This window comes from Nocardia coubleae NBRC 108252 (assembly GCF_001612805.1).
In the GTDB taxonomy this organism is placed as follows: Bacteria; Actinomycetota; Actinomycetes; order Mycobacteriales; family Mycobacteriaceae; genus Nocardia; species Nocardia coubleae.
In genome coordinates this window covers 16,079-41,662 of the sequence record NZ_BDBD01000026.1, presented here as the reverse complement: position 1 = coordinate 41,662, position 25,584 = coordinate 16,079, and the positions used below count along the sequence as shown (strand labels likewise).

Annotated in this window: 25 protein-coding genes; 15 read left to right on the top strand and 10 right to left on the bottom strand. The window is 66.9% G+C overall.

The genetic code is table 11. The annotated features are described in order from the left end of the window. Nucleotides 1–40: 40 nt before the first annotated feature. Nucleotides 41–1,258, bottom strand: a complete 1,218-nt coding sequence (locus NCO8_RS26485; protein WP_245655510.1) for a hypothetical protein — start codon at nucleotides 1,256–1,258, stop codon at nucleotides 41–43. 191 nt (nucleotides 1,259–1,449) lie between these two features. Here NCO8_RS26485 and NCO8_RS26480 point away from each other — a divergent pair, with 191 nt between their 5' ends. Together NCO8_RS26480 and NCO8_RS26475 are read left to right on the top strand one after the other, a co-directional pair. Continuing rightward, on the top strand, nucleotides 1,450–2,025 hold the full coding sequence (locus NCO8_RS26480; protein ID WP_067497229.1) for a TerD family protein: 576 nt from the start codon (nucleotides 1,450–1,452) through the stop codon (nucleotides 2,023–2,025). Nucleotides 2,026–2,094: 69 nt separating this feature from the next. Beyond that, entirely contained in the window at nucleotides 2,095–3,207 is a 1,113-nt protein-coding gene (locus NCO8_RS26475; protein WP_067643386.1) for a DUF475 domain-containing protein, read from the top strand. Between the two features lie 57 nt (nucleotides 3,208–3,264). On the opposite strand, the gene NCO8_RS26470 is transcribed toward NCO8_RS26475, so the two are convergent. Continuing rightward, entirely contained in the window at nucleotides 3,265–4,632 is a 1,368-nt protein-coding gene (locus NCO8_RS26470; RefSeq protein WP_157105126.1) for a glycosyltransferase family 87 protein, read from the bottom strand. Nucleotides 4,633–4,803: 171 nt separating this feature from the next. Between NCO8_RS26470 and rpsF the strand changes: the two genes are divergently transcribed. The 5 genes from rpsF (at nucleotide 4,804) to dnaB (ending at nucleotide 8,457) form a co-directional block, all read left to right on the top strand. Continuing rightward, nucleotides 4,804–5,091, top strand: a complete 288-nt coding sequence (rpsF, locus tag NCO8_RS26465) for a 30S ribosomal protein S6 (protein ID WP_067497234.1) — start codon at nucleotides 4,804–4,806, stop codon at nucleotides 5,089–5,091. Nucleotides 5,092–5,174: 83 nt separating this feature from the next. After that, the gene (locus NCO8_RS26460) at nucleotides 5,175–5,732 is read left to right on the top strand and encodes a single-stranded DNA-binding protein (protein ID WP_067497236.1); all 558 of its coding nucleotides are present in this window, start codon (nucleotides 5,175–5,177) and stop codon (nucleotides 5,730–5,732) included. 32 nt (nucleotides 5,733–5,764) lie between these two features. After that, the gene (gene rpsR / locus NCO8_RS26455) at nucleotides 5,765–6,016 is read left to right on the top strand and encodes a 30S ribosomal protein S18 (RefSeq protein WP_067497238.1); all 252 of its coding nucleotides are present in this window, start codon (nucleotides 5,765–5,767) and stop codon (nucleotides 6,014–6,016) included. 17 nt (nucleotides 6,017–6,033) lie between these two features. Continuing rightward, nucleotides 6,034–6,486: a 50S ribosomal protein L9 gene (gene rplI / locus NCO8_RS26450; RefSeq protein WP_067497239.1), complete on the top strand. Its 453-nt coding sequence runs from the start codon at nucleotides 6,034–6,036 to the stop codon at nucleotides 6,484–6,486. 588 nt (nucleotides 6,487–7,074) lie between these two features. Beyond that, nucleotides 7,075–8,457, top strand: coding sequence for a replicative DNA helicase (gene dnaB / locus NCO8_RS26445; protein WP_157105125.1), 1,383 nt, complete (start codon nucleotides 7,075–7,077; stop codon nucleotides 8,455–8,457). 45 nt (nucleotides 8,458–8,502) lie between these two features. On the opposite strand, the gene NCO8_RS26440 is transcribed toward dnaB, so the two are convergent. Beyond that, nucleotides 8,503–8,979: a hypothetical protein gene (locus tag NCO8_RS26440; protein WP_067643383.1), complete on the bottom strand. Its 477-nt coding sequence runs from the start codon at nucleotides 8,977–8,979 to the stop codon at nucleotides 8,503–8,505. A gap of 247 nt (nucleotides 8,980–9,226) precedes the next feature. Between NCO8_RS26440 and NCO8_RS26435 the strand changes: the two genes are divergently transcribed. Further along, complete coding sequence (locus tag NCO8_RS26435; protein WP_245655509.1) at nucleotides 9,227–9,982, top strand: alpha/beta fold hydrolase; 756 nt, start codon at nucleotides 9,227–9,229, stop codon at nucleotides 9,980–9,982. A gap of 43 nt (nucleotides 9,983–10,025) precedes the next feature. On the opposite strand, the gene NCO8_RS26430 is transcribed toward NCO8_RS26435, so the two are convergent. Further along, entirely contained in the window at nucleotides 10,026–10,727 is a 702-nt protein-coding gene (locus NCO8_RS26430; RefSeq protein ID WP_067643376.1) for a VTT domain-containing protein, read from the bottom strand. Between the two features lie 234 nt (nucleotides 10,728–10,961). Here NCO8_RS26430 and NCO8_RS26425 point away from each other — a divergent pair, with 234 nt between their 5' ends. The 5 genes from NCO8_RS26425 to NCO8_RS26405 all read left to right on the top strand — a co-directional run bounded on the left by NCO8_RS26425 (nucleotide 10,962) and on the right by NCO8_RS26405 (nucleotide 17,973). Continuing rightward, the gene (locus NCO8_RS26425; RefSeq protein ID WP_067643373.1) at nucleotides 10,962–12,632 is read left to right on the top strand and encodes a cutinase family protein; all 1,671 of its coding nucleotides are present in this window, start codon (nucleotides 10,962–10,964) and stop codon (nucleotides 12,630–12,632) included. Nucleotides 12,633–12,768: 136 nt separating this feature from the next. Further along, nucleotides 12,769–13,641, top strand: coding sequence for a hypothetical protein (locus NCO8_RS26420; RefSeq protein WP_067643370.1), 873 nt, complete (start codon nucleotides 12,769–12,771; stop codon nucleotides 13,639–13,641). Nucleotides 13,642–13,900: 259 nt separating this feature from the next. Beyond that, nucleotides 13,901–15,250, top strand: coding sequence for a WS/DGAT/MGAT family O-acyltransferase (locus NCO8_RS26415; protein WP_067643367.1), 1,350 nt, complete (start codon nucleotides 13,901–13,903; stop codon nucleotides 15,248–15,250). A 44-nt stretch (nucleotides 15,251–15,294) separates the two neighbouring features. Beyond that, complete coding sequence (locus NCO8_RS26410) at nucleotides 15,295–16,413, top strand: NAD(P)H-dependent flavin oxidoreductase (RefSeq protein ID WP_067497251.1); 1,119 nt, start codon at nucleotides 15,295–15,297, stop codon at nucleotides 16,411–16,413. Between the two features lie 114 nt (nucleotides 16,414–16,527). Beyond that, a complete protein-coding gene (locus tag NCO8_RS26405; protein ID WP_067643364.1) occupies nucleotides 16,528–17,973 on the top strand; it encodes a threonine/serine exporter family protein in 1,446 nt (481 codons plus the stop codon). On the opposite strand, the gene NCO8_RS26400 is transcribed toward NCO8_RS26405, so the two are convergent. After that, nucleotides 17,965–18,732 (bottom strand): GntR family transcriptional regulator, encoded by a 768-nt coding sequence (locus NCO8_RS26400; protein WP_067497255.1) that lies wholly within the window; start codon nucleotides 18,730–18,732, stop codon nucleotides 17,965–17,967. The two genes, NCO8_RS26405 and NCO8_RS26400, sit on opposite strands and share 9 nt — an antisense overlap. 274 nt (nucleotides 18,733–19,006) lie before the next feature. On the opposite strand from NCO8_RS26400, the gene NCO8_RS31615 reads away from it, so the two are divergent. Next, nucleotides 19,007–19,501: a hypothetical protein gene (locus NCO8_RS31615; RefSeq protein ID WP_157105124.1), complete on the top strand. Its 495-nt coding sequence runs from the start codon at nucleotides 19,007–19,009 to the stop codon at nucleotides 19,499–19,501. Here the strand turns inward: NCO8_RS31615 and NCO8_RS26385 are convergent. Further along, entirely contained in the window at nucleotides 19,498–21,870 is a 2,373-nt protein-coding gene (locus tag NCO8_RS26385; protein ID WP_067643821.1) for a lysylphosphatidylglycerol synthase transmembrane domain-containing protein, read from the bottom strand. The two genes, NCO8_RS31615 and NCO8_RS26385, sit on opposite strands and share 4 nt — an antisense overlap. A gap of 157 nt (nucleotides 21,871–22,027) precedes the next feature. Between NCO8_RS26385 and NCO8_RS26380 the strand changes: the two genes are divergently transcribed. Then, entirely contained in the window at nucleotides 22,028–22,957 is a 930-nt protein-coding gene (locus tag NCO8_RS26380; RefSeq protein WP_067643358.1) for an NAD-dependent epimerase/dehydratase family protein, read from the top strand. A 13-nt stretch (nucleotides 22,958–22,970) separates the two neighbouring features. On the opposite strand, the gene NCO8_RS26375 is transcribed toward NCO8_RS26380, so the two are convergent. From NCO8_RS26375 to NCO8_RS26360, 4 genes are all read right to left on the bottom strand, one after another. Beyond that, entirely contained in the window at nucleotides 22,971–23,915 is a 945-nt protein-coding gene (locus NCO8_RS26375; protein WP_245655508.1) for an MBL fold metallo-hydrolase, read from the bottom strand. A gap of 78 nt (nucleotides 23,916–23,993) precedes the next feature. Then, nucleotides 23,994–24,386 carry an RNA-binding S4 domain-containing protein gene (locus NCO8_RS26370; RefSeq protein ID WP_067497264.1) on the bottom strand — a complete coding sequence of 131 codons (393 nt, stop codon included), beginning with the start codon at nucleotides 24,384–24,386 and terminating at the stop codon, nucleotides 23,994–23,996. A gap of 3 nt (nucleotides 24,387–24,389) precedes the next feature. Beyond that, entirely contained in the window at nucleotides 24,390–24,953 is a 564-nt protein-coding gene (locus tag NCO8_RS26365; protein WP_067497265.1) for a C40 family peptidase, read from the bottom strand. 315 nt (nucleotides 24,954–25,268) lie between these two features. Beyond that, nucleotides 25,269–25,580, bottom strand: coding sequence for a hypothetical protein (locus tag NCO8_RS26360; protein WP_245655507.1), 312 nt, complete (start codon nucleotides 25,578–25,580; stop codon nucleotides 25,269–25,271). Between the last annotated feature and the right edge of the window lie 4 nt (nucleotides 25,581–25,584).

Below are 25,584 nucleotides of genomic sequence, written 5' to 3'. Positions count from 1 at the left end.
CCCACCTCATTCGTCGACCCGTGTCATGTCGTGTGCGGTCCTAAGTGCTGTCGGTTCCTACGGTTTTTCGCATGCGATCGACCACTCCGGCGATGAACTCCGCGACGGTTCGCAGTTCAGAAACATACGCCCAATAGTCTGGATGACGACCGGTCAGTCCGGCCGTTATGCGATCGAGGCGTTCGGCTTGCGCGTCGAGCACCGAACCCCACTCGCCGACCAGCCCTCGATCGACGGCGAGCATCTGCGCGTCCCGCAGCCGGAATCGTACGGTGCGTAGCTGCGCTTCGGGGTCCGCACGTACCTCGCGCAACAGTTCGAGCCGCCGGGTGACGGCGTCGACGAGCTGTTCGGACTCGGCGAGGTGTTCGCGCGCGGTCGCTGTCAGGTCAAGGGCGGTCTCCGGGTCGCGATCGGCAGCCGCGACACGCGCGCGTACCAGCGCCGCGTCCGCGGCCTCGATACCGCGCCGGCTTTCGCGTTCATTGTTCGTCAGATCCGCCGAACTCGCAGCGTTGAACTCGCGCAACAACGCCGAGTACGCGGGGCCGAGCGCGTCGGCCCGATTGCGCACGGCCGCCAGCCGGGTGGTCACCGAGGCGATCGCGTTGGACGCGGCGTTGGCACGAGATGGTGCCTGCGCCAACACTTCCCGCAATTCCACACACGCCTGGCGGACCTCGGTCGCGACCTCCCGCGCAGCCGCGACGGCGGTACCCGGATCGACCCCGGAGGCTGTGACCAGTGCCTCACTCAATTTCCGCACGCCCGCGGCCACCGAAGGGTAGGAGACATACTCCGACGACTCGGCCGCGGCGAGTTCCCGCTCCGCCTCGGCCCGCACCTGCGCGAGCAACTGCGGCACCGACGCCCGCACACTCACCGCGTGCTCGAGGCCGGCCCGATGCGCGTGATAGAACTCGTCGACCCCGCGCGCGGCGGCGGCGAGCTCGCGAACCAGCGCGTCGGCCCTGGCCGGGCCGTCGGCGATCGCCGTCCCCGCGGCCTCGGCGCTGTCGAGTTCGTCGGTGAAGCTCAGATAGGCGCCCGACGCGGCATAGCACCGCGCGCGCACCGGTTCCCATACGGCGCCGATGTGGCGCTCGGGGAACACCTGCTCGCTCGCCGCCACACCCGCCTCCGCTGCCGTCTGCCTGCGATCCATATCGAGAAAGGCGGCGGCCGTCGCGGCCCGCGCCCCACTGATCCAGGCATTGTCCGGCCCCGACCTGAACCATCCGCGTCTGCGAGGTGTCACCGGCGTATCCCCTTTCCGAACCACGCAGCGGTCACCCGCCCGCTGACCCGATCGTAGGAGATTCCCCCTCGCTACCAGGGCTCTCGGTTGTTCCTACGCAAGTTCGCCGAAACCTATTACTGTCGTAGCGGTACCCGGCGATTCGGACATGCTGGGAAACGACACACCGGACTAACCGAAGGGATTCCCGCATGGGTGTCAGTCTGTCCAAGGGCGGCAATGTCTCGCTGACCAAAGAGGCCCCGAACCTGACCGCGGTCGCGGTCGGCCTCGGCTGGGACGTGCGCACCACCACCGGCACCGACTTCGACCTCGACGCCAGCGCCATCGCGACCGGCGCCGACAAGAAGGTCGTGTCCGACAAGCACTTCGTGTTCTTCAACAACCTGAAGTCCCCCGAGGGTGCCATCGAGCACGCCGGCGATAACACCACCGGTGAGGGCGAGGGCGACGACGAGGTCATCAACGTCGACCTGGCCAACACCCCGCCGACCATCGAGAGCATCTTCTTCCCGGTCTCGATCTACGACGCGGAGACCCGTCAGCAGTCGTTCGGCCAGGTGCGCAACGCCTACATCCGCGTTGTCGACCGCGCCAACGGCACCGAGCTGGCCCGCTACGACCTGTCCGAGGACGCTTCCACCGAGACGGCTATGGTCTTCGGTGAGCTGTACCGTAACGGTGCCGAATGGAAGTTCCGCGCCATCGGTCAGGGCTACGCCTCCGGTCTGGCCGGTATCGCCCGCGACTACGGCGTCAACGTCTAGTCATCATCATGAGCAGGGGGCTTGTCACTGCGGGCCCCCTGCTCGTGTGACACAGAAAGGTCCCTCCGCGTGATAACGCGCATCTTCGGCCTGTCCATCGTCATCACGGTGCTGTCGCTGGTCGTGGCCTACCTCTACGGTGGTCTGACCGCCCTCGCACTGTGTGCGATCCTCGGCATCCTCGAGGTGTCGCTGTCGTTCGACAACGCCGTCATCAACGCCACCGTGCTGGAACGGATGAGCGAATTCTGGCAGCGGATCTTCCTGACCGTCGGCATCCTCATCGCCGTGTTCGGTATGCGTCTGGTGTTCCCGCTCGCCATCGTGTGGGCAACCGCCGGACTGAACCCGGTCGAGGCCTTCGACCTGGCACTGAACCCGCCGGCCAACGATGCCCTCGAGTTCCCCGATGGCAGCCCCAGCTACGAGAAGCTGCTCACCGACGCGCATCCGCAGATCGCGGCCTTCGGCGGCATGTTCCTCGCACTGCTGTTCCTGAACTTCATCTTCGAAGAGCGCGAGATCACCTGGCTGAGCTGGCTGGAGAAGCCGCTGGCGAAGGCGGGCAAGCTCGACATGCTCTCCGTCGTCGTCGCGGGCACCGGCCTGGTGCTGGTCGCGGAGTTCCTCGCCGCCGACGACAAGCGTTCGACCGTGCTCATCGCCGGCCTGCTCGGCATGATCACCTACATCCTCGTCGACGGCCTCGGCTCGATGTTCCACACCGAGGAGCTCGAGGAAGGTCCGCAGGGCGGCCCGTCCACACTGGTCAAGGCCACCGGTAAGGCCGCGTTCTTCCTGTTCCTCTACCTCGAGGTGCTCGATGCCTCGTTCTCCTTCGACGGTGTGATCGGCGCGTTCGCCATCACCTCCGACCCGATCATCATCGCGCTCGGCCTCGGCCTGATCGGCGCGATGTTCGTCCGGTCCATCACGGTGTACCTGGTCCGCCAGGGCACGCTGGCGGACTACGTGTACCTCGAGCACGGCGCCCACTGGGCGATCGGTGCGCTGGCCACGATCCTGCTGGTCTCGATCGGTGTGCACGTCGACGAGCTGATCACCGGCCTGATCGGTGTGGCGTTCATCGGCGCGGCGCTGATCAGCTCGATCATCCGCAACCGCAAGGGCGGCGATCCCGACAACGTGGATCTCACCAAGGATGCGGCCCCGGTCGGCTGATCGGTTCTGCCTCGACGGCGGCGTTTCCCCTGTGGGATTCGCCGCCGTTGTCGTTTGCTAGGCCGGTTGCAGTGCGCGAATCTCGTGCTGTGCGCGCCCGAGCGTGCGTGACCGCGTCCACACGAACAGGAAGAACAGCACCAGCAACAGGGCGCTGCGCAGCCACACGCCGAACTGCACGATGCCCTCCATGAGATGCACGTTCTCCCCGGCGCCCAGTGCCGCGAAGTAGCGGAAAACGCCGACGCCGACCGCGATATCCGCGAGCAGATAGCCCGCGACGAGTGTCCACGGCACCTCGAGCAGCACGAGGAACGGAATTATCCACAGGGTGTATTGGGGTGAGTGCACCTTGTGGAAAAGCAGGAAACCGGCCAGCATCGCACCGCTCACGCCGACCCAGGGGAACGCCGAGGCCGGGGTCCAGCGTCGGTAACCGAGCCACAGGGCAAGGGCGAACGACGCGAAGATCAGCAGCGGTGAGACCACCGAGACCATGGTGTGCCAGCTTGCCGACGTTTCGGCGGTCCGGCCGAACAGGGCTTGATGACCCCAGTACCAGATCGAATTGGTGGTGATGTCGGCCTGCCGCATCTGCTGGAAGGTGATCGAGGCCCGCCAGCCCTCGATCCCCGCCAGAACGAACGGCAGATTCACCGCGACCACCGTCGCCATCGCCGCGAGCAACGTCTGCGACGCACCTGCCACATCGAGTTCGCGCAAGCGGCGCCCGTCGCGCGGCGCACCCTCGGTGAGGACGTAGAAGGCCAAGGGCAGCACGAAGATTCCGGGATAGATCTTGAGGCAGAAACCGAGCGCGAGCAGTACCCCGGCGATGATGCCCCTGGCCCGCACGGACAGACCGGTCAGCATCGTCATCACATAGACCGCCGCCACCGCCGTGCACACCACCGGCAGCTCCCAGTTGTGGAAGGCGTAGAGCACCAGCGGCGGGCCGATCGCCCACAGCAGTGCGGCCGGACCGGCCATTCGCGCCAGCATCCAGGCGGTGAGCAGGGCGAACGGGGTGAGCAGCAACGCCGAATGCCACAGGAAGTCGGCGTCGTTGGTCGCGCCGATCGCGCCCGCCCACATCAGCAGGCCGCTCAGCACGGGGTATTCGACGGCGCCGCCGGTGAGCGCGCCGTCGTCGGTGATGGCGCCGCCGACGTACGGGAAAACGTGATTGTCGATATCGCGGCCAAGCCAGAGGAACTGGATATCCGAATAACAGACGGCGGTGTCCTTGCGCTCCTCGAAGACCAGGCTGCGGCCCGATTCGTCGATCGCGCCGCCCGCGCACCGCGCCTTGTTCGCATACGCCAGGGCGAGGGTGAGCCCGCACAACAGCACGATCAGGAAGGTCAACGCCGTGGCTGTCGCCGCACGGCGTGCCGAATGCTGCTGCGGTACGGCCGTGGTCATGTCGACCACATTAAGCGGCTGTAGCCTCGGCGCCCGGCGCATACCCGCCGCGAAGATCGATTTCGTCGGCAACTACCTGCTCATGTAGCCTTGGCGGGTTGCTGACGCAACGAACCCTCCTGCCACGGAAAGTCCGTGGCCGTTTACCAGTCCACAGGAGGTGATTGGTCCGTGCGTCAATATGAAGTGATGGTCATCCTCGACCCCAGCCTGGACGAGCGCATCGTCGGGCAGTCCCTGGATAATCTGTTCTCGGTCGTGAAGACCGAGGGCGGCAAGCTCGACAAGGTCGACATCTGGGGCCGCCGCCGGCTCGCCTACGAAATCGCCAAGCAGGCCGAAGGCATCTACGCGATCGTCAACCTGACCGCGACCCCGGCCACCGTGAGCGAGCTCGACCGCCAGCTGGGCCTGAACGAGACGGTGCTGCGCACCAAGGTTCTGCGCAACGACAAGTAGTTCACCTCCTTTGTGTCGGAGCCTGGCTTTAGGCTCAGCGCAAATCCAGGATGTGGACTGCACCCCCGAGCAGGAGGAACCCCATGGCAGGCGACACGGTCATCACCGTCATCGGAAACTTGACGGCAGACCCCGAGCTTCGTTTCACGCCCGCGGGCGCAGCGGTGGCGAATTTCACCGTCGCTTCGACTCCCCGTGTGTTCGATCGCAATTCGAACGAATGGAAAGACGGCGAGGCACTGTTTCTGCGCTGCAACATCTGGCGCGAAGCAGCGGAGAACGTCGCCGAAAGCCTGACCCGAGGCGCTCGCGTGATCGTGAGCGGACGGCTCAAGCAGCGCTCCTACGAAACCCGCGAGGGTGAGAAGCGCACGGTCGTCGAGCTCGAGGTCGACGAAGTCGGCCCGTCGCTGCGGTACGCGACCGCGAAGGTCTCCAAGGCCGGTCGTGGTGGCGGAGGCGGTGGCTTCGGTGGTGGTTCCGGTAATGCCGGTGGTGGTGCAAGCGCAGGCGGCTACAACGCCAACAGTGGTGGCGGACGCCCGGCAGGTAATGCCGGCGACGACGACCCGTGGGGTAGCGCGCCCGCGGCCGGCTCCTTCGGGGGCGGCGGCCGCATGGATGACGAACCGCCGTTCTGATCGAACGGCACTCATAGTACGGAGAGAAAACCATGCCTAAAGCGCCCGCGCGCGAAAAGGTACTGAAGAAGAAGGCCTGCGCTTTCTGCAAGGAAAGCAAGTCCGGAATCGTCAATATCGATTACAAGGACACCACGCTGCTGCGTAAGTACGTCAGCGATCGCGGCAAGATCCGCGCCCGCCGCGTCACCGGCAACTGCGTGCAGCACCAGCGTGACATCGCCGTTGCCGTCAAGAACTCGCGTGAGGTGGCTCTGCTGCCTTACGTGTCGACTGCTCGCTGAGAAAGGGAGTCGGACAGATGAAGCTCATCCTCACTGCTGATGTCGACAATCTCGGCGCCCCCGGCGACCTTGTCGAGGTCAAGGACGGCTACGGCCGCAACTTCCTGCTGCCCCGCGGTCTGGCCATCCAGGCCACCCGTGGCGCCCAGAAGCAGGTCGACGGCATCCGCCGCGCCCAGGACGCCCGCAAGGTGCGCGACCTGGATCACGCCAACGAGCTGAAGCAGGCCATCGAGGGCCTGACCGGTGTCTCGCTGGCCGTGAAGACCGCCGACAGCGGCAAGCTGTTCGGTTCGGTCACCACCGCCGACGTGGCCTCGGCCATCAAGGCAGCCGGTGGCCCCGTGGTCGACAAGCGCAGCATCGAGCTGCCGAAGTCGCACATCAAGGCGACCGGCAAGCACGGCATCGTGGTGCACCTGCACCCCGATGTGGTTGCCAAGTTCGACCTCGAGGTCACTGCGAACTAGTTTCGCCGGAAACCACCCCCGTGTTGTCACGGGGGTGGTTTCTGCTGCCCTTGTCGAGGGATCTTCTCCGATAGCTGGCGAGTAGCCGAGATTCGGGTTCGTTGTGGTCGAGTAACCCGGCCCACAGTCGGCAACTGCCTGACCTCCTGTTATTCAGCCTGTGGATTACCGAGGAAACCGACCGGCAGAATTGTGACTCCAGTCATAACGTGAACGCCCGCTGTTTACCCAACACGCCCGGTTGTTCACGTTCGCCGACACGCCGCGACTTCTTTAATCCACAGGGTCGAAGTCTGGTAAAGGGCTATCTATCAGGGCGTTCTACCGCACTGACCTGGGTTTTCCCCACGTTTTCCACAGGGGCTGCACAACAACAGGTGAACTACCCCCAAGTTATCCACAGTTGTGTGCACATGTCGGTTTGGCGTGGCTCGAAAACGTCGCCTAGGTTCATCGCATCGCCTCGCACGTGACCCCGGGAATCGTGCAGGGAACCGATTGCTGGCACTCGTGTCGGTGCCCGGGAGTACAACGAGTACATCGATGTGAAACCCCCGGTTCTGCGGGCAGAGAGGAGGGTCGATTCTGGTGACTACCACCGGTGACCGCGCGCATACCGAGTTTCCACCCGAGCCCCCCGGCGAGGACTTCGGCCGTCAGCCCCCGCACGACATGGCTGCCGAACAGTCCGTCCTCGGCGGCATGCTGCTGAGCAAGGACGCCATCGCCGACGTGGTGGAGGTGCTGCGGCCCGGCGACTTCTACCGCCCCGCCCACCAGGCCGTCTACGACACCATCCTCGACCTGTACGGCCGCGGCGAACCCGCCGACCCCGTCACCGTCGCCGCCGGCCTCGACCGCCGTGGCGAGCTGAAGCGCATCGGCGGCCCCGCCTACCTGGTGACGCTCACCCAGACCGTCCCCACCGCCGCGAACGCCGGCTTCTACGCCGAGATCGTCGCCGAGAAGGCCATCCTGCGCCGCCTCGTCGAAGCCGGCACCCGCATCGTCCAGTTCGGCTACGCGGGCGCCGACGGCCAGGACGTCGCCGAGGTCGTCGACCGCGCCCAGGCCGAGATCTACGAGGTCACCGAACGCCGCACCACCGAGGACTTCACCCCCCTCGAAGAACTCCTCCAGCCGACGATGGACGAAATCGACTCCATCGCCTCCCGAGGCGGAATCTCCCTCGGCGTCCCCACGGGCTTCACCGAACTGGACGAGCTCACCAACGGTCTGCACCCGGGTCAGATGATCATCGTCGCCGCGAGGCCTGGTGTCGGTAAATCGACCCTTGGAATGGATTTCATGCGCAGTTGCTCGATCAAGCACGGCATGGCCAGTGTTATTTTCTCGCTCGAAATGAGCCGGACCGAGATTGTGATGCGTCTGCTTTCGGCCGAGGCGAAGATCAAGCTGGGTGATATGCGGTCCGGGCGGATGAGTGATGACGACTGGACGAAGCTCGCGCGGCGGATGAGTGAGATCAGTGAGGCGCCGCTGTTCGTGGATGATTCGCCGAACCTGACCATGATGGAGATTCGGGCCAAGGCGCGGCGGCTCAAGCAGCGTCATGATCTGAAACTCGTTGTGGTGGACTACCTGCAGCTGATGAGCTCGGGTAAGAAGGTCGAGTCGCGGCAGCAGGAAGTCTCGGAATTCTCGCGTCACCTCAAGCTGCTGGCCAAGGAACTCGAAGTTCCCGTGATCGCGATTTCCCAGCTGAACCGTGGTCCGGAACAGCGAACCGACAAGCGCCCCATGGTGTCCGACCTCCGCGAGTCCGGCTCGCTCGAGCAGGACGCCGACATGGTCATCCTGCTGCACCGCCCGGACGCGTTCGAGCGCGACGACCCGCGCGGCGGTGAAGCCGACCTCATCGTCGGCAAGCACCGTAACGGTCCGACGGCCACGATCACCGTCGCGCACCAACTGCATTTGAGCCGGTTCGTGGATATGGCGCGCGGCTGATCGGTTTCGGAGCGATACCTTCGCGGCCTTCGCCTCGCTGACGGATCAGAACAGGATCAGTGCGGTGCACAAGCCTGCGATGGCGGTGAACTGCAGGGTGACTCGATACTTCAGGATGCTGTCCCACTTGTTTTGCAGCGCCCGGGCATTCGGCGGAATGATGCCCGACAGAGCGGCGGCGGTCTGCTGGGAATTGATCGGCTTGGCGATGCGCACGTAGAGGGCGAGCCAGGTGAATAGAGCCGCCACCGTGATTGCCGCGGCGACGGCGGCGCCCAGCTGGCCGGCCAGCAGCGCGATCAGCAAGGTGAGCACCGCGGTCACTATGCCTCCGGCGCCGATGACCGGCATGCGCTTGTCGCCGTAGTAGTGACCCCATCCCGCACTCACCGTCACCGTCGCGTCGTCGAGCTTCCGGTACACCGAGCGCATGATCACCGCCCCGCAGACATCGGTGCCGTAGACGACGGCATTGGCGAGGACGGCGACGGTGGCAATGACCTGGCCGGTGGTAACAAGCATTTCGGCTTCCTTCCTGAGACTTCCCGTGTGTTCCGAGGATGCTCCCCGAGGTTTGGAAGGCACTAGGAGCCGACTTGGACAGCTGTGGTGACCTAGTCACGGGCCGTGCGTGTCAGCGGGCGTGTAGGTGGGGTGTCAGGGCGGTATCAGGGGACGGCGTGACAGTGGTTCTCGTAACGGCGAGAACGACTGAAAGGCAAGAGTGATGACTGCTCAGGGAACTACTCGGGGTAATGCGTGGAGCGGCATGGTCGAGGTGGACGACACCGCGCTGGCGGTGACCGACACTGGTGGCGACGGGATTCCGGTGATCTACCTGAACGGGCAGTTCGCTACCCAGGGTTACTGGAAAAAGACCATTGCCGAACTGGGTGACGGCTTCCGGCACATCACCTTCGACGAGCGGGGGCGTGGGCGGAAGTCCAAGACTTCCAAGGACTACTCGTTCGAGGCGGCGGTGCGGGATGTGGATGCCGTGCTCGCGGCCAGGGGTGTGGAGCGGGCCATCGTCGTGGCGTGGTCCTATGGCGCGGTCGTGGGAGCGCATTGGGCGCAACGGAATCCGGAGCGGACCATCGGGGCGGTGCTCGTGGACGGCGCGTTTCCGTACGACTGGCTCGACGACGCGATGGAGCAGCGGATCCGGAAACTGTTCAAGCGGTTGAACTGGGTGATGCCGTTGCTGCGGCCGACGGGGTTGACGCCGCGGTTGTCAGCGGCCGAGCAGGCCGAGAGCAATATCGAGCTCGGGAAACTCTCGCGGGAGAGTGCGCTGGGTCCGGTGTTGGACGCGATCACAGTTCCGGTGCGGTATGTGATCGCTTCGGGGACGTCGTTCGGCAGCAAGAAGGACGAGCAGGAGAAGATCCGCAAGGGACTGGATTCGGCTGTCGCCCGCAACGAGAACATCGAGCTCGCGGCGAAGGTACCGAGCAATCACGGTGCGATCCTGCGGAAGGATTTCCGGGCGATCGCGGATTCGGTGCGCGAAATCGCCGGATGAGGCCGACGGAGCCGGGAAGCGTCGAACTTCCCGGCCGGGCCGGTCAGGAGTTGACGCGCTCGGTGGGGTCTTCGTCGGGAGAACCCTTGCGACGCATCCGCTTGACGACCTCGACGACGATCGGCAGCACGGAGACGGCGACGATGAGCAGGAAGATCAGGTCGACATTGTCGCGGACGATGGCGATCTGACCGAGCAGGAAGCCGAGATAGGTGACACCGGAACCCCAGGCGATACCGCCGACCACGTTGTAGACGAGGAACGTCCGGTACCGCATGCCGGACGCGCCCGCCACCACGGGCGCGAAGGTACGCACGATGGGGACGAAGCGGGCGAGCACGATGGTGATCGGTCCGTGCTTTTCGAAGAATTCGTGGGATTCGTCGATGTAGCGCTTCTTGAAGAACCGGGCGTCGTTGCTCTTGAACAACGCGGTCCCACCGCGCGCACCGATCACGTACCCGACCTGATCGCCGAGGATCGCGGCGACGGGGATCAGCACGAGCAGCACCCCGATCGGCGCGAACGGTTCGATCTCGGTCGACTTAGACGCCGCGATCAGTCCGGCGGTGAACAGCAGGGAATCGCCGGGCAGCAGGGGGAACAGCAATCCGGACTCGATGAACACCACAAGCAGCAGCCCGGCGAGCATCCAGGTGCCGAAGGAGTTGAGCAGGTTCACCGGGTCGAGGAAGCCGGGCAGCAGCGCGAGGTGCACGGTGTCGGCCGGGAGGTGCGAGGTCATAGTCCTACCTGGGGATGACGGGTCGGTTCACGTCGTCATTGTTCCATTCGGACGCTATCACCCGGCCCGCGCCATCACCCTCACGGCGATAGCGAGCCCACATGACCACGGAAATGGGGGCATACGGTCCCGTACGCCGCAGTAACGATCTTGCAGGTGGGGGCGACATGGTTCGTGACATGCGGCCCGTCGGGGGGCCTGCCCACCTGTAGGTCGTTCGAACGGGATCAACATATGAATCTGCGTGCGTTTCTCGCGAAACATCGCATCGCTTCTGCTGTTGCCGCGCCTGCGGCGTTGGGGGTCGCGGCCATCGTCGCCGCGTCGTTCGCGGTGACATCGAAGCCCGCTTCCCCCGAATACACCCTCACCACATCGGTGACCGAGTGCCGCGAGATGGTGACCATCTCGGTGGCCGGACGCAACGACACCCCGGTCGAGGGCACCACCGCCATGCTGCTCGACGCCAACGGCAACCCGCTGCCCGCCGCGCTGTCGGGCGACCACAGCAGTGTGTGGGTCGACCCGGTGGTGAACGCGCCACGTGACGATCTGGCCGAAGGCCAGTACGCGGCGGTGTACATCGCCTATCCGGCGGACATGTCGACCTACGAGGACGCGGTGAACGCGGGTGTCGCCAACACCCAGCGCGTGATGCGGGAGATCTCCGCGGCGTGCCCGGACACCAAGTTCTCCATCGTCGGCTACAGCGAGGGCGCCGACGTGGTCCGCCGCGTCGCCGAGGGCATCGGCAACGACGATCCGGCGGACGGCTACGGAGTGGTCGACCCCGACGACGTGCTCGGTGTGGTGATGTTCGCCGATGCCGGTCGCGGTGCCGGCGAGGGCCCGTTCATCGGCGCCGAGGACCCGTTCGCCAACCCGGACGGTTTCGACCAGAAGTACCAGGACGGCACGAAGCCGATCTCGGGCAAGGGCGTGACCACGGGCGGCGACTTCGGCGCCCTCAACGGCAAGATCGCCTCGTTCTGCTCCGAGGGCGACCTGACTTGTGCCGCGCCGGAGAACATTTCGCTGCTGCAACTGGCCGCCAATGTGGGCAGGCAGATCAATGTCGATGATCTGCAGCGCGACGGTCTCACCCCGGCGACGGGCCAGGACATGGCGTTCACCCTCGGCCGGATCGCGATGGCCGCCTTTTCCGATATCGCCGCCAACCCCAATTGGATGGCCAGCGACGAAACCTTCCTCGATGTGCTGCTGAAGGTTTCGGACCCGGATTACAAGCCGGGTGAGACGAAGGCGCCCGCGAAGGCGGACACGATTGCGGCCGAGAAGATCTCGCCGCTGGCGTACCTGCCGCAGAAGGTGTTCAACGAGATCGTCGGGCTGATCGTCACGAACCAGAACACCATCCCGGTCGCGCTGAGCGATCCGTACCAGCTCACCCTCGGCCCCAACGGCACCGGTCATCACTTCGACTACTGGCGCGATTCCGATGCGGCCAACGGTAAGCCGCTGACCTCGGCGGAGTACGCCGCTGCCTGGCTGACACACCTGGCCAAGCAGGCGCAGGCGGGCGAGACGGTCGACGCGAAGTCGGCTCCGGAGGACGCCGATGTGACGGCTGCGCTCGCCGCGCCGACCAAGCCGGCGACCACGACCACCTCGGCGGCGCCGAGCACGTCCAAGGTGGCCGCGCCTACGTCGAGCACGTCGAAGGCGGCGACCAGCACGTCGAAGCCGACGACCACCGTCGAATCGTCGACCGTCGCGCCGTCCACCACGACGGCCCCGCCGACCACGACCGAAGAACCGGCGACCAACCAGGCCGCCGCCCCGGAAACCACCACCCAGGCGCCCGCGCCGAGCACAACAGTGGCTCCGACCACAACGGTCGCGCCGAGCACCACTGTCGAACCGTCCACCACCGCGACGAACTGATCGACGCCGAAGAACCCGGTGTGACCTCGTGTCGCACCGGGTTTTTCGTGTCCGCGCCCGCCGGGAACGCACCGACATCGCGGTCCGACGCGCCGATCATGGTGACTGTGACGGGCCTCGGTGCAATGATCGGCGGGTGACTCAGTGGCTCCCACTCCTCGGCTCGCTCCCCGTCGCCGGCGCAGTTCTGGTCGGCGTGCTCGCCAACAACCGAACCCACCGCGATGCACTCGCGGCGGCCGACGAGCGTGGCAGGCAGGCGCTCGACGCCGCGCAACGCCATGTCGAGCTGTCGAACATGGTCGGCGACCAACGTGATCACGAGGCGTGGCGGCGCGAGGCCGTGCTCGCCGCGGTCGCTTCGATCCTGGAGACCTCGGCGTCGGTGCGGGCCGATCTGGCCAGCTGTGGCGATTGGGAACTGCTCACCGTCGACGAGATCGACAATGTGGGCGCGCAGATCCACAAGGTGATCTGGGATCGCCCGAGCGGCATGCTCACCCGGTTGCGGGTGGTGGCCCATCGCCGCATCCCGAACAAGTGCGAGGACCTGCTGCGCACGCTCACCGCCGCTCAGCACATCACCATGCAGCGCCTGAAGCTCCACATCGATGTGGAGGCGACGGTGGAGGAGCTCGAGGAGATGGCGTCGCTGTGGCAGAAGGCGATGCGTCATGCGGCCGAGCAGGAGCGGGCGCTGGTGGAGACCACCCGGATCGAACTCGGGATCGAGATCGCCTCGAAAACCGTAGGCGCGGAACCGGCTCCGGTACCGGTCCGGCCGGTTGCCGAAACCCCGTCGCCGACAGCACATTCCGACGAGCCCGAGTCGGAGCAGGTGACGGAGCAACCGCAGTCCGTGCCAGAGCGATCCGCTGACATCAAGGCCGAACCCGAACAGGCCACCGAGACTCAGCCGATCGCGGAATCAGAGCACCCGACCGAAGCACTGGCCGATGATCCGCGCGACGCTGCCGACCCACGCGAAGCGGAAACGGTCAGGGCCTGATCCGCTCTCGCATGCGAGACCGACGGATGCACTGATCCGCGGCTCGGTGGAACAACGCCTGCTCGTCCGGACCGCTGTTTCCCGGTACGAGGTGAGGCTGTGGTGCGCTGTGGAGTTCGGCAGGGTCGCGACGTTCGGCTGACGTCCTCCACACCACCGGGTAGCGTGGATACATACGGCACGCAGGGGTGCCGTAGCCGACAGCGTGGTCGATCATCTGAAATCTTTGCCATCACCTGTCGTCAGGGGGCGATCTCGCATGGATCTCATAGCGCCGCTGGATGCGCTGTTCTTGCTCGCGGAATCTCGGGAACACCCGATGCACGTCGGGTCACTGCAACTGTTCGAACCGCCCGAGGATGCCGGGCCCGACTACCTTCGCGAACTCCGCGAAACCTTACTGGCCGACAACACCGTTCGGCCCACCTTCAGCAGGCGGCCCGCCACCTGGCTGGGCGCTCCGCAGCTGGCGTGGACCGAGGACGACGAGGTCGACCTGGACTATCACGTGCAGCACAGCGCACTGCCCGCGCCCGGCGGGATGGACCAGCTGCTCGACCACGTCTCGACCCTGCACAGCGCGCTGCTCGACCGGCACCGCCCGATGTGGGAGATGCATTTCATCGAGGGTCTGGCCGACAGCCGCTTCGCCTTGTACGCGAAGATGCACCACGCGCTGATCGACGGCGTTTCCGCCCAGCGGATCATGCAGCGCACCCTCACCACCGATCCGTTCGCCACCGAGGTGACGGTTCCGTGGAACCTGCCGCGCAAGGAGCGCACACCGCGGACCGCGCAGCCGAAGACGGGACTGCTCGGCGCGCTGTCGTCGGCGAGTTCATCGGCGGCCGCGCTGCTGAAAGCCACCAGGACCGGGCTGCTCGAGCAGCAGCTCACCCTCCCGTTCGAGGCGCCGCGCACCATGCTCAACGTGCCGATCGGGGGCGCTCGCAAGTGCGCGGTGCGCAGCTGGTCGATGGACCGGCTCAAGCAGGTGAAGAAGGCGACCGGCACCACCCTCAACGATGTGGTGCTCGCGATGTCGGCGGGCGCGCTGCGCGCGTACCTGCTGGAGCACAACGCCTTACCGGACAAGCCGCTGATCGCGATGGTCCCGGTGTCGTTGCGCGACGAGGACGACCTCGACACACAGGGCGTGAAAGTGGCTGCGCTGCTGTGCAATCTCGGTACCGATATCGAGGACCCGGCGGAACGCCTTCGGGTGGTGAGTGATTCGATGCGGCGCAACAAGCAGGTGTATCACGGCCTCGGTCCGCTGCAGACGCTCGCCGTGTCGGGTGCGGTGGTGAGCCCGATGGCGGCGATGCTGCTCCCGGGGTTCGCGTCGATGACGGCGCCGCCGTTCAACATCGTCATCTCCAATGTGCCCGGTCCGCGCGAATCGATGTACTGGAACGGCGCGCGCCTGGACGCGGTCTTCCCGCTCTCCATCCCACTGGACAGCCAGGCCGTGAACATCACCCTCACCTCCAATGCCGACAACCTCGATTTCGGCCTGGTCGGGTGCCGCCGCACCCTGCCCGACCTGCATCGATTGCTCGACCACCTGGAGGAATCGCTGTCGGCGCTGGAGGACGCGGCACTCTAGAAATTGGGCATTCTCCACCAAACTAGAACGTGTTACAGTTCGGTATGCGTACCGAATTCTGCGAACAGCTCGGCATCGAATTCCCGATCTTCGCCTTCACCCACTGCCGCGACGTCGTGGCGGCGGTGAGCAATGCGGGCGGACTCGGGGTGCTCGGCGCGGTCGGCTTCACCGCCGAACAGCTCGAGGTGGAGCTGGCTTGGCTCGATGAACACGTCAACGGCATCTACGGCGTCGACCTGGTGATCCCCTCGAAGTACGAGGGCAAGGGTGTCGACGGCCTGACCCCCGAACAGCTGGAGAAGCAACTGGCGCAGATGGTTCCGCAGGGCCATCGCGACTTCGCCCAGCAGATCCTCTCCGACCACAACGTGCCGCCGCTGCCCGACGGCGAACACCACAACGAGCTGCTCGGCTGGACCGCGACCACCGCGGGCCCGCAGGTCGACGTCATCCTGAACCATCCCAAGGCCAAGCTCGTCGCCAACGCACTCGGCACCCCGCCCGACGATGTCATCAAGCGCATCCAGGACTCCGGCCGGGTGATCGGCGCGCTGTGCGGTTCGGTGAAGCACGCGATGAACCACAAGGCCGCGGGCCTGGACTTCGTGGTGTGTCAGGGCACCGAGGGTGGCGGGCACTGCGGCGAGGTGTCCTCGCTGGTGCTGTGGCCGCAGGTGATCGAGGCGATCGGTGACACGCCGGTGCTGGCCGCCGGTGGTATCGGCAACGGCGCGCAGGTAGCGGCGGCGCTGGCGATGGGCGCGGCGGGCGCGTGGACGGGCTCGCTGTGGCTCACCGTCGAGGAGGCCAATGTGCCGCCCGCGCAGATGGAGACCTACCTCGAGGCCGACAGCCACTCCACCATCCGCTCGCGGTCGTGGACGGGCAAGCCGTGCCGCATGCTGCGCAACGACTGGACCGACGCCTGGGAGTCCACCGACACTCCCGACCCGCTGCCGATGCCGCTGCAGATGATGGTTGCCCTCGACGGCGTCAAGCGCGGACACCGCTACCCCGAGGCCGCCAAGGACGTGAACTTCAATCCGGTGGGCCAGGTGGTCGGCATGATGAACAAGGTGGAGCGCAGTGCCGACGTGATCGAGCGACTGGTGAACGAATACGTCACCGCGTGCGATCGGCTCAGCACCCTGAACTCCTGACCGTCCGGATGCCGGTAGGTTGCCGGCGCCACACCGTCGCAATGGCACTGCTCGCCTAGACTCGCGGTATCTCACCCAGGTGCACAGTGCCCAACGGTTGCGGACGGCGGTGACATGGCTTCCGAACACAGGATCAGCACGTGGGCGGCGGCGCGCAAGCGGGTCGCCGAGGCCGTGGCGACCACCCGCGCGCAGTACCCCGGCCGGCCGGCGCCGGTGGACGACCCACCGGTACCGGCCGATCTGCTGAACCTGCTGTGCCGCCTCGGCGTGGCGCTGGTCGGCTCGGGCGAGACCTCCCAGGGCGTGCAACAGATCCTCGACCGGCTGTCCAAGCGATACGCCACCGACAACATCCATTTCATGGTGCTGCCCACGGCGGTGTTCGTGCGCGTTCGCACGCACGAGGGATCCGCGGTCGACATGCTCGACGCGCGGGTGGGCACCCTGCCACTCGACCAGATCGCCGGGCTCTACAAACTCATCGACAAGATCGAGCAGGACGCGCCGCCACCCGCCGAGGCATCGGCCGACCTCGACAAGATCCTGTCGGCGAAACCGGGCAGTCCGCCGTTGGTGATCCTGCTCGGTCATGTGGTGCTGACGGTCGGGATCGGCATGATGCTCAATCCCGGGGCGCGGGCACTGGTCGGGTACGTGGTGCTCGGGCTGATCGTCGGGTTGCTCACTCAGCTGGCCGACCGGTTCCGGCTGCTGAAGTCGTCGCTGCCGGTGGTCGCGGCGGCCGTGGTCGCGATGCTGTCGTTCGGGTTCCCCGGGGCGCTGGCCGGTGGTCAGCCGCAGCAGTTGCTGATCCCCGCCGTTGCGACGCTGCTGCCCGGGGCGATGCTCACCAACGGCACGATCGAGCTGTCGACCGGGTCGATGGTCGCGGGGGCCAGTCGGCTCGTCTATGGCATCAACATGCTGTTCCTGCTGGCCTTCGGGCTGTTCGTGGGCATCAGTCTGCTCGGGCAGTTGCAGACGGTTCCGGTGAGTTCGGCCCAATTGGGTTGGTGGGCACCGCTGCTCGGCGTACTGCTGATCGGGTACGGGCATTCGTGGCGGTCGAGCGCGCCGCAGAATTCGGTGGGCTGGCTGCTACTCGTCCTCTACATCACCTATCTCGCGCAGTTCGCCGGAAAGGCGCTGTCGGGACCGCTGACCGGCACGTTTCTCGGCGGACTCGTCGCCGTGCCCGCGGCCTACCTGATCCGGAACCGCAAGAACGCACCGCCGACGCAGGTGGCGTTCCTGCCCGCGTTCTGGATGCTCGTGCCCGGCGGCATCAGCCTCACGGGCATCTCGGAGCTGGTGATGCGCACCCACGGTGGAGCCGCGAGCGGCGGTCTGGAAGTGATTGCCTCGGCATTGCTGTCGGTGATGTCGATCGCGCTGGGCGTGATGGTCGGTTCGGGCCTGCGGGCGACCTACCCGCCGCACGTCGGACCGATCCTCGATTCGATCGTGCCCAGAGCGCACCTGCCGTGGCATCACACGGCCGACGCGCGGCACGCCGCCGAGGCCCGCCGCCACGGCGACCCAGACAGCTCAGGCTGATTCGGCCTCGGCCGCGGGGCCGGTGATGCCGAGCAGATCGTCGAACCGGGCGATCACCTTCTCGTGGTACAGGGCGAAAAGGTCGACGAACAGGGCCGATTGCGCCTCTGTCGGCTCGGAGCCCGACTCCCACACCGCGAGCAGCGCACGCCAGACGAGCACGTGCAGGTCGGCGGCGACGGCGAAGTAGGCGGTGACCGCCTCGGGCACCTCGGCGACCATGTCACCGATCGTATTGAGCACCGCGCGTTGCATGCTCATCCCGAGCGCACCCAGCACCCGCCGGATCAGGGCGATCTCGGTGGCGATGATGCGCGGATAGTCGGGCACGGTGTGGCGGGCGAGCGCCTCGAGCTCGTCGACGGTTGCGGCGAGTTCGCGGTGGTCGAGCGTTTTCGCCGCGCCGGTGTAGGTGAGCAGCGCCTCGAGGACGATGCCGCGTTCCACCTCGACGATGTCGGCGAACATCTCCGCCGCGATCTCGGGCGCCGACAGGGAGAAGCGGAACAGGTGCCGGTAGGCGTCCATCCCGCCTTCGGAGCGCACATCGCGAATGGTGAAGCCCTTGCCACGGCGCGCCTCGACGAAGCCGTAGGACTCGAGCCTGCCGAGGGTGAGCTGGGCGGTGGCCCGGTTCATCCCGAATTCGTCCGCGACCTGGCGCACCGAGGGCATCAGCTCGCCCGGCCGGTACTCGCCGGTGGCGACACGGCGGGCCAGCTCGTCGGCGACGTCGGCGACCACCGTCCGGGATCCCATCGAAGAAACACCTCTCGGTCATGATCCGGCTACGTCCCAGACAGCTTAGGCGCTGGACACGACGCTTGGCACGGTCGGCAATCCTCGCGGTGATTCCCCACCCCGGCCGATCAGCAAACCGATCCGACCGACCGGCATGTTCAGCGACCGGCAGGCAACCGGCGATTCGGGCAGCGAGAATTCCCGATTCGGCTGCGCGCGGATCAGACAGCGTTGCGCCGCATCGTGATTGAATGCGCACGTATCGGCGGGACCCCAGACTCTGGAGGATGCGTTGAAGCAGATTCATTTCGTCGTGTGCGCGGTCGCCGCGCTCACCGTGATCGCCGGAGCCTCCGGCTGTGGTGAGGACTCCGGCAACCAGTCCGCACATCCGAGCAGCACCGTCGCGCCGACCACATCGGCCCAGGTGGTCGCCCCGCCGAGTGAGATCGTCGAGTCGACCCGCGCGGCGGCATCGAGCACGACTAGGGCGACTTCCACCGCGTCGAGGACCACGAGCGCGGCCCCCGACGAGCCCGTCGAGGACGTGGACTGCGGGCCGGTCACCGACGCCGTCGGCGGCACCCGCACGGTGATCGCCGTCGGCTCGCCGGAGGGCCGACCCGGCTGCACCGAGGCGATCAATGTCGCCTCCACCTACGTGACGACGATCCAGCCGTCCGACGAACTCGACGTCGACGGCTGGGACTGCCACGCCCAGCCCGATCCGGCCGTCCCGTCGATCTGCGAGAAGGACGGGCTCACCATCGCGCTGCGGGCGAACTAGATCATGTTCTTCTCGCCCATCCAGCGCATGATCGGCCAGCCGAGCGCCACCGGGATCCAGCAGGTGAGCACGCGATAGAGCAGCACGGCGGGCACCGCGATCTCTGCGGGCACCCCGAAGGCGGCAAGACCACCGATCAGGGCCGCTTCCACCGCACCGACACCGCCGGGGGTCGGCGCGGCCGAGGCGAGGGTGCCGCCGATCATGGTGACGATCGTGACGGCGACGAAATCGGTTCCGCCACCGAAGGCCTCGACGCTCACCCACAGCACGAACGCCTTGCCGAGCGTGATCACCGCCGACCCACCGACGATCACGGAGAACCGCACCGGGTTGCGGGCGAGCGCGACGACCTCGCCCACCACCTCCCGGATCTGCGGCCACACCGAATGGTTCACCCAGCGGCGCAGTTTCGGCACGAACATGAACGCGCCGATCAATCCGACGCCCACCCCGGCGGCCAGGTACAGCACGGTGGCGTCGGGCACGATGTGGGCGAGATTGGTCGAGGTGCCCGCGACCACGCTGAACACCACGAGCAGCACCAGGTGGGTGAGCACCTGCATGGACTGCTGCAAGGCGACGGCTCCGGTGGCGCGCGCGGTCGACATGCCCGCCTGCACGAGGAACCGCACGCTCAGGGCCAGTCCGCCGACACCGGCCGGGGTGGTGGTGGCGACGAAGGTGTTGGCAAACTGTTCGAGGAACAGGTCGCGGACCCGGACCAACCCGTCGGCACAGGCGCCGAGCGCGGCCGCCGCACCGACATAGGTGAATGCGGTGATGACCAGGCCGAGCAGCGCCCACCACCAATTCAGGGTGCGCAGTTGGCTGAAGAACGTGGGCACCTGGCTGAAGAACGGGTAGGCCACGTAGACGAGCGCGACGAGCAGCACCAGCTGGATCACCTGATTGCGGGTGAACCGGGTGAGCTGTTCGGAACCGATGCGGTCGTGACCGGTCTGCTCCCGCACCTCTTCTCGCGCGGTGGCCATCACCTTGGCCCACTTCGGCACCGTCTTGCGGATGCCCGCGGGCATGGCCGATTTGGTGAGCCTGCTCGCGGCGGTGACGACGGCGCTCTCGCCGAGTACGCCGACGGCCGCCGACACGGCCTCGTGCTTGCCGAACAGCGCGGTGGTCGACACCAGCAGCTGCGCGATGTCGGTTTGGCGCTGGGAGTCCGACGCCCCGAATTCGGCGGCGGCGAAACCGTTGAACAGGGTGTCGCCCTGGCACATCCGCACATGGTCGGGGCGCAGGTCGCCGTGGCTGATCTGGTTGTCGTGCAGGCGGACCAGCGAGCGCCACACGCCGGGCAGCACCTGCGCGGAGAGCTTGCGCAGGGGTGTGCCGCGAGGGACGGTGTGCGCGTACAGCATCCAGCCACGGTTCAGGCTCGCCACCGCGACCTGATGCGCCGAGGCCATACCGAGATCACCGATGGCGATACCGAGCAGCGCGCGATGTTCCACCGCCCGGTGCAGCGAGCCGTGCAGTGGCGCGGTCTCGCTGGAGCGGAAGGTGATCCAGCGCCACAGCTGGCGGATGGCGCCGAAACTGCGCTGGTTCTTGCCGTACAGCTCGACGATGAGTTCGGATTCGGGCCCGTCGACGGCGGTGGCGAGCAGCAGCGGCCCGCGACCGGCGGGGCGGACCACCCGGAACGAGTTCACCGTGTACCCGCGTTCGGCCAGCACGCGCACGGCAGCGTCGAGAGGCACCTCGAGCGCGGGTGTGCCGACCAGCCAGACGATCACCGCTCCGACCAGCCAGCCGACGACCAGACCGAGCATCGCCCGCGCGGGCACCACCGAACTCACCACCAGGTGGATCGGCGCGAACATCAGCAGCAGAAACCACATCCAGCGCCTCGGCCGCACCGGCAACCACGGGCTCGACACGGTGAGCATGGCGGCGAGCATGGCGATCCAGCGTGGATCGTCGAGGAACTGGGAAAGGAACGTGTCGAACCGGTCTGGCACCGGCAGATGCCATTTGGGCGTGGAGATGCCCGCCCCGGTGATCGACAGGGCCAGCACCGCGAGCAGTCCCGCCGCGCCGTAGCCGAAGAGCAGTTTCCACTGTCGGCGCACCACGAGTTCGATGAAGATGGCGAACGGCAACGCCAGGATGAGCATCCCGTAGATCAGGTAGACCAGCGTCGACTGCTCGGGACTGAGGAAGTCGACGATCTTGGCGACGGACCGTTCCAGCGCCAGCCATTCGGGCCGCGTGATGAGCGAACCCGCCACCACGACGCCGACGCCCAACGACGCCGCGACCACCCGGACGATGTCACTCGTCCGCCTGATCCTCGGCTGCAGGAGACTCCCCGTGACCGGGATCTCCCGCCCGTCGACTCGCATGAGCCGCACGATACACACCGACACGCCGTGGAACCGCCGTGACATCACCCAATCTCGTAGTCGCCTTTGACCAGCGTGAACCGGGTCACAGACCATCACATCACGACGCCGCGTCCCGTCCAGGAAGCAAGGAACCACCTCACCGGAAGGAACGATCATGCAGGTTCTGCTCGCCGGGGCGACCGGTGCCATCGGGCGCCCTCTGATCCGCGCACTCACCGCCCACGGGCACGCTGTCACCGCCATCGTGCGCAACCCGGCCAACCACGGGCTGGTTCGCGAACTCGGTGCCGAACCCGTCACCGCCGATGTCCTCGATCGCGAGGGGCTGCTGCGCGCACTGGACGGCGTGCGCGCCGATGCGGTGATCCATCAGGCCACCGCGCTGCGCGATGCCAAGCCTCAGCGCCGCATCCCCGCCGACGATCCGACCGGCCTGTTGCGCACGGTCGGCTCCGCCCATCTGCTCGAGGCGGCAGAGCTGGTCGGCGCCCGGCGCTTTCTCACCCAGTCGCTGATCCTCGGCTACGGCTACCGCGACCACGGCACGGTTCCGCTCACCGAGCGCGACACGTTCGGCGTGTACGACGGCGGCGTGGCCGACGAAGTCGTGCGGGCGTGCGTGTCGGCGGAGGAGCAGGCGTTCGCGGCGGCCGGACTCGAGGCGATCGCGTTGCGCTACGGGCTGTTCTACGGTCCGGGCGCGTTCAGCGACCTCTTCGGCGACATGATGCGCAAGCGTCAGCCGGTGGGCCCGCGCGGAGAGGGCGGGGTGAACAGTTGGCTGCATGTGGAAGACGCCGCCGCCGCGACGGTGGCGGCGCTGGAACGTGGGGTCGCCGGTCGCGCCTACAACCTCGCCGACGACACCCCGATCACCTGGGGTGAGTTCTTCCGTCTGGTGCGGCACAGCAAGCAGGCGCCGCGGCCGATCCGATTGCCACTGTGGCTGGTTCGGCTCGGTGTGCCCTATATCGCCGCGCTGATGGGTGATACGTCGATGCGGATCTCCAGCGAACTCGCGCACGCGGAATTGGGTTGGCAGCCCAGGTATTCCAGCGTCGCCGACGGACTCGCGGCCGGTTGAGCTGCTCGCCGGGTCAGGATGCGGTGACGCGGGCGTTGACGGCGGCGCGGTCGTGGGCGGGGATCACTTCGATCTCCGGTGGCAGGGCGTGCAGGCGGTGGATGGTCTCGAACGCGGCGGTGCGGTCGTGGTCGACGAAATCGCCGGGGATCGGTGCCTTTTCGCGGATCAGTTCGATCTGCCGCCTGCTCCACACCGCGTCGCCCGCCAGCAGCACGCGGCTGCCGTCGTCCACGGCAAGGAGCACGCCGACGCTGCCCGGCGTGTGGCCCACCAGGTCGACGATCAGGACCGAGCCGTCGCCGAACAGGTCGTGGCTGCGACGGAAGGTGAGTACCGGTGGGCCGTCGAGGTCGTACAGGTCGAACACCCGTCCACGCAGCGGGCCGCGCGCCACGGCGAACGGCGCACCGGAATCGCCCATGGCCCAGCGGTATTCGGCCCCCGGCACGCGGATAGGAACCCAGCCGGGCAACTCGTAGAGCCCGGAGACGTGATCCCAGTGCAGGTGGGTGGGCAGCACGAAGTCGATGTCGGCGCCGGTGAGTTCGTGGTCGGCGAGTGCCTCGCTCAGCCCGCGCACGGGGTCGTCGAGGGCGACCACGCGCGCGATGGGGAAGGGGAGTTCGGGCAGCACCCGCTGGTGCACGCCCGCACAGAGGGCGGGATCGACCAGGAAGGTGGCCTCGGGGTGGCGGATCAGGAAGGCCGACATGGTGAGCGGCGTGCAGCGCAACGTCCGCGTGCCCTCGACGACCGCCGCCGTCGGTGCCGACAACTCGGCCTGGGTGAGCGCGGCGAGCGAGACGGTGTGGCGCGCCGGTGGCAGTGGCGCCTGCTCGAGGGCGGCGAGGAAGCGGGTGTCGGCGCCGCGCGGCCACAGCAGCCGTGGGCCCGAGGAGATCGCGGCGACACCACAGGTGAGAAGCGTCGTCAACATAGCTCTGTGCTCACCCATGAGTGCCACCGTAGGCGATGGCGGCGACGACCGACCACCGCAATGATTCCGCATCCACATCCAGCGAATACCGGGCTATCAGTCGGTGCGTCCCATCAGCCGGTCCGTCTCGCGGCGTTCGCGTTTCGTCGGCCTGCCCGCACCGCGATCGCGGCGTGGCAAGGTGGCGAGGACTTCCTTCGGTGGGGGCGGTGGACTGCGGTCGATCAGGCACTGGGCGGCCACGGGCGGGCCGACGCGCTTGTGGATGATCTGCTCGACCACGACGATGCGTTCCGTCCCGGCGTGCCGGATCCTGATCTCGTCACCGCGACGCACCGGCTGGGCGGGTTTCACCGTCACCCCGTTGACGCGCACGTGCCCGGCGCGGCAGGCATCGGCCGCCGCCGACCGGGTCTTGAACAGACGAACCGACCAGGTCCACGCGTCGACGCGGGCCTGGTCGGGTGATCGTTGTTCCGCTGGGGACACCCCTTAGACGATACGGCGTGCCGTTACGACGTCGTCGGCGGAGAGCTGGGTGTAGGACACCGGGGTGCCCGACTGCACGGCGTTCAGCAGCTGACCGTTGCCGGCGTAGATGCCGACGTGGCCGCCACCGTTGGTGATGACGATGTCACCGGCCTGCAGGTTGTCGAAGGACACGGGCGCACCCACGTGGGACTGCTCGAAGCTGGTGCGGGGCAGCTCGACACCGGCCTGGCGGTAGGCCCACTGCACGAGACCGGAGCAGTCGAAGCTCGACGGGCCCGCGGCACCCCAGTTGTAGGAGGCACCGAGCTTGCTGCGCGCGGCGTCGAGGGCGATGTTGCCCGCCGACTGCTGCTGCTGCTCGAAGGGGTTGTCGAACTGCACGCTCGGCAGCTGCGGCGCGGCCTGGCCCTGCGGAGCGACCATGGACTGCAGCTGCTTTTCCACCTGCTGGGCGGGCTGCTCGAGTTCGGGCGGCAGATCGAAATTGCCGAGGCCCGGAATGTTGATCGTGGCGGCCTGCGAAATCGCTGGCATCGCACCGGTTGTGGCGGCCACCGCACCCATGACGAGTGCACCCTTGACGGAATTCGGCAGACGAGAATCCCGCTGCAAGCTGTGTTTACCCACCGAGACGAGTCTCCGATCTTGCTGCTCACCCGCCGCGCTGTCGTGTTCGCTTGGGAAACACGATTATTCGGCGGTGACCCGTGGCGCCGCTTCTCTGACGAAGCGACAGACTCCACTAAGTCACGAGAAGATTACGGCCTGTGATCCACGGTGTCCAGCGGTGCCCGCAAGTTGTTTTCCCGTTGCCGCCAAAGCCCTGTTCAGCGCGCTGCCACGGCGTGTCGAGAGGGATAACGGTCCGGTCTCCCGATGTCACTGTCCGTCGCGGTCGCGCAGCGCCTGTTCGAGTTCGGCGATGCGGCTGCGGGCATCGGCGAGGTCGGCCTCGAGGCGGCCCAGCGCCGCAACGACCGGACCGATGGCGATGTGGGCGACGGCCTCCACGGGGTTCATGTCGCCGGTTCCCGCCGCGAGGGCGGCCAGCACGCCACGCTTGATGGTGTCGGCCCGGTGCGCGCCGGGCGGCACCCGCCAGCCGGCGACGACCTGGGCGGGCGTCAGGTAGATCGGTGACGTGGCGTCCTCGTCTCGCGATGGTTGCTCCGAGCTTGGCTCCTCGAACATCGGG

Bases quoted from the DNA above. Each gene is read 5' to 3' on its own strand.
- NCO8_RS26480 (WP_067497229.1), top strand. From the start codon at position 1,450: ATGGGTGTCAGTCTGTCCAAGGGCGGCAATGTCTCGCTGACCAAAGAG.
- NCO8_RS26470 (WP_157105126.1), bottom strand. From the start codon at position 4,632: ATGACCACGGCCGTACCGCAGCAGCATTCGGCACGCCGTGCGGCGACA.
- NCO8_RS26460 (WP_067497236.1), top strand. From the start codon at position 5,175: ATGGCAGGCGACACGGTCATCACCGTCATCGGAAACTTGACGGCAGAC.
- rpsR (WP_067497238.1), top strand. From the start codon at position 5,765: ATGCCTAAAGCGCCCGCGCGCGAAAAGGTACTGAAGAAGAAGGCCTGC.
- rplI (WP_067497239.1), top strand. From the start codon at position 6,034: ATGAAGCTCATCCTCACTGCTGATGTCGACAATCTCGGCGCCCCCGGC.
- NCO8_RS26440 (WP_067643383.1), bottom strand. From the start codon at position 8,979: ATGCTTGTTACCACCGGCCAGGTCATTGCCACCGTCGCCGTCCTCGCC.
- NCO8_RS26435 (WP_245655509.1), top strand. From the start codon at position 9,227: ATGGTCGAGGTGGACGACACCGCGCTGGCGGTGACCGACACTGGTGGC.
- NCO8_RS26430 (WP_067643376.1), bottom strand. From the start codon at position 10,727: ATGACCTCGCACCTCCCGGCCGACACCGTGCACCTCGCGCTGCTGCCC.
- NCO8_RS26425 (WP_067643373.1), top strand. From the start codon at position 10,962: ATGAATCTGCGTGCGTTTCTCGCGAAACATCGCATCGCTTCTGCTGTT.
- NCO8_RS26415 (WP_067643367.1), top strand. From the start codon at position 13,901: ATGGATCTCATAGCGCCGCTGGATGCGCTGTTCTTGCTCGCGGAATCT.
- NCO8_RS26410 (WP_067497251.1), top strand. From the start codon at position 15,295: ATGCGTACCGAATTCTGCGAACAGCTCGGCATCGAATTCCCGATCTTC.
- NCO8_RS26405 (WP_067643364.1), top strand. From the start codon at position 16,528: ATGGCTTCCGAACACAGGATCAGCACGTGGGCGGCGGCGCGCAAGCGG.
- NCO8_RS26400 (WP_067497255.1), bottom strand. From the start codon at position 18,732: ATGGGATCCCGGACGGTGGTCGCCGACGTCGCCGACGAGCTGGCCCGC.
- NCO8_RS26385 (WP_067643821.1), bottom strand. From the start codon at position 21,870: ATGCGAGTCGACGGGCGGGAGATCCCGGTCACGGGGAGTCTCCTGCAG.
- NCO8_RS26380 (WP_067643358.1), top strand. From the start codon at position 22,028: ATGCAGGTTCTGCTCGCCGGGGCGACCGGTGCCATCGGGCGCCCTCTG.
- NCO8_RS26375 (WP_245655508.1), bottom strand. From the start codon at position 23,915: ATGGGTGAGCACAGAGCTATGTTGACGACGCTTCTCACCTGTGGTGTC.
- NCO8_RS26365 (WP_067497265.1), bottom strand. From the start codon at position 24,953: ATGGGTGCGGTGGCCGCCACAACCGGTGCGATGCCAGCGATTTCGCAG.
- NCO8_RS26360 (WP_245655507.1), bottom strand. From the start codon at position 25,580: ATGTTCGAGGAGCCAAGCTCGGAGCAACCATCGCGAGACGAGGACGCC.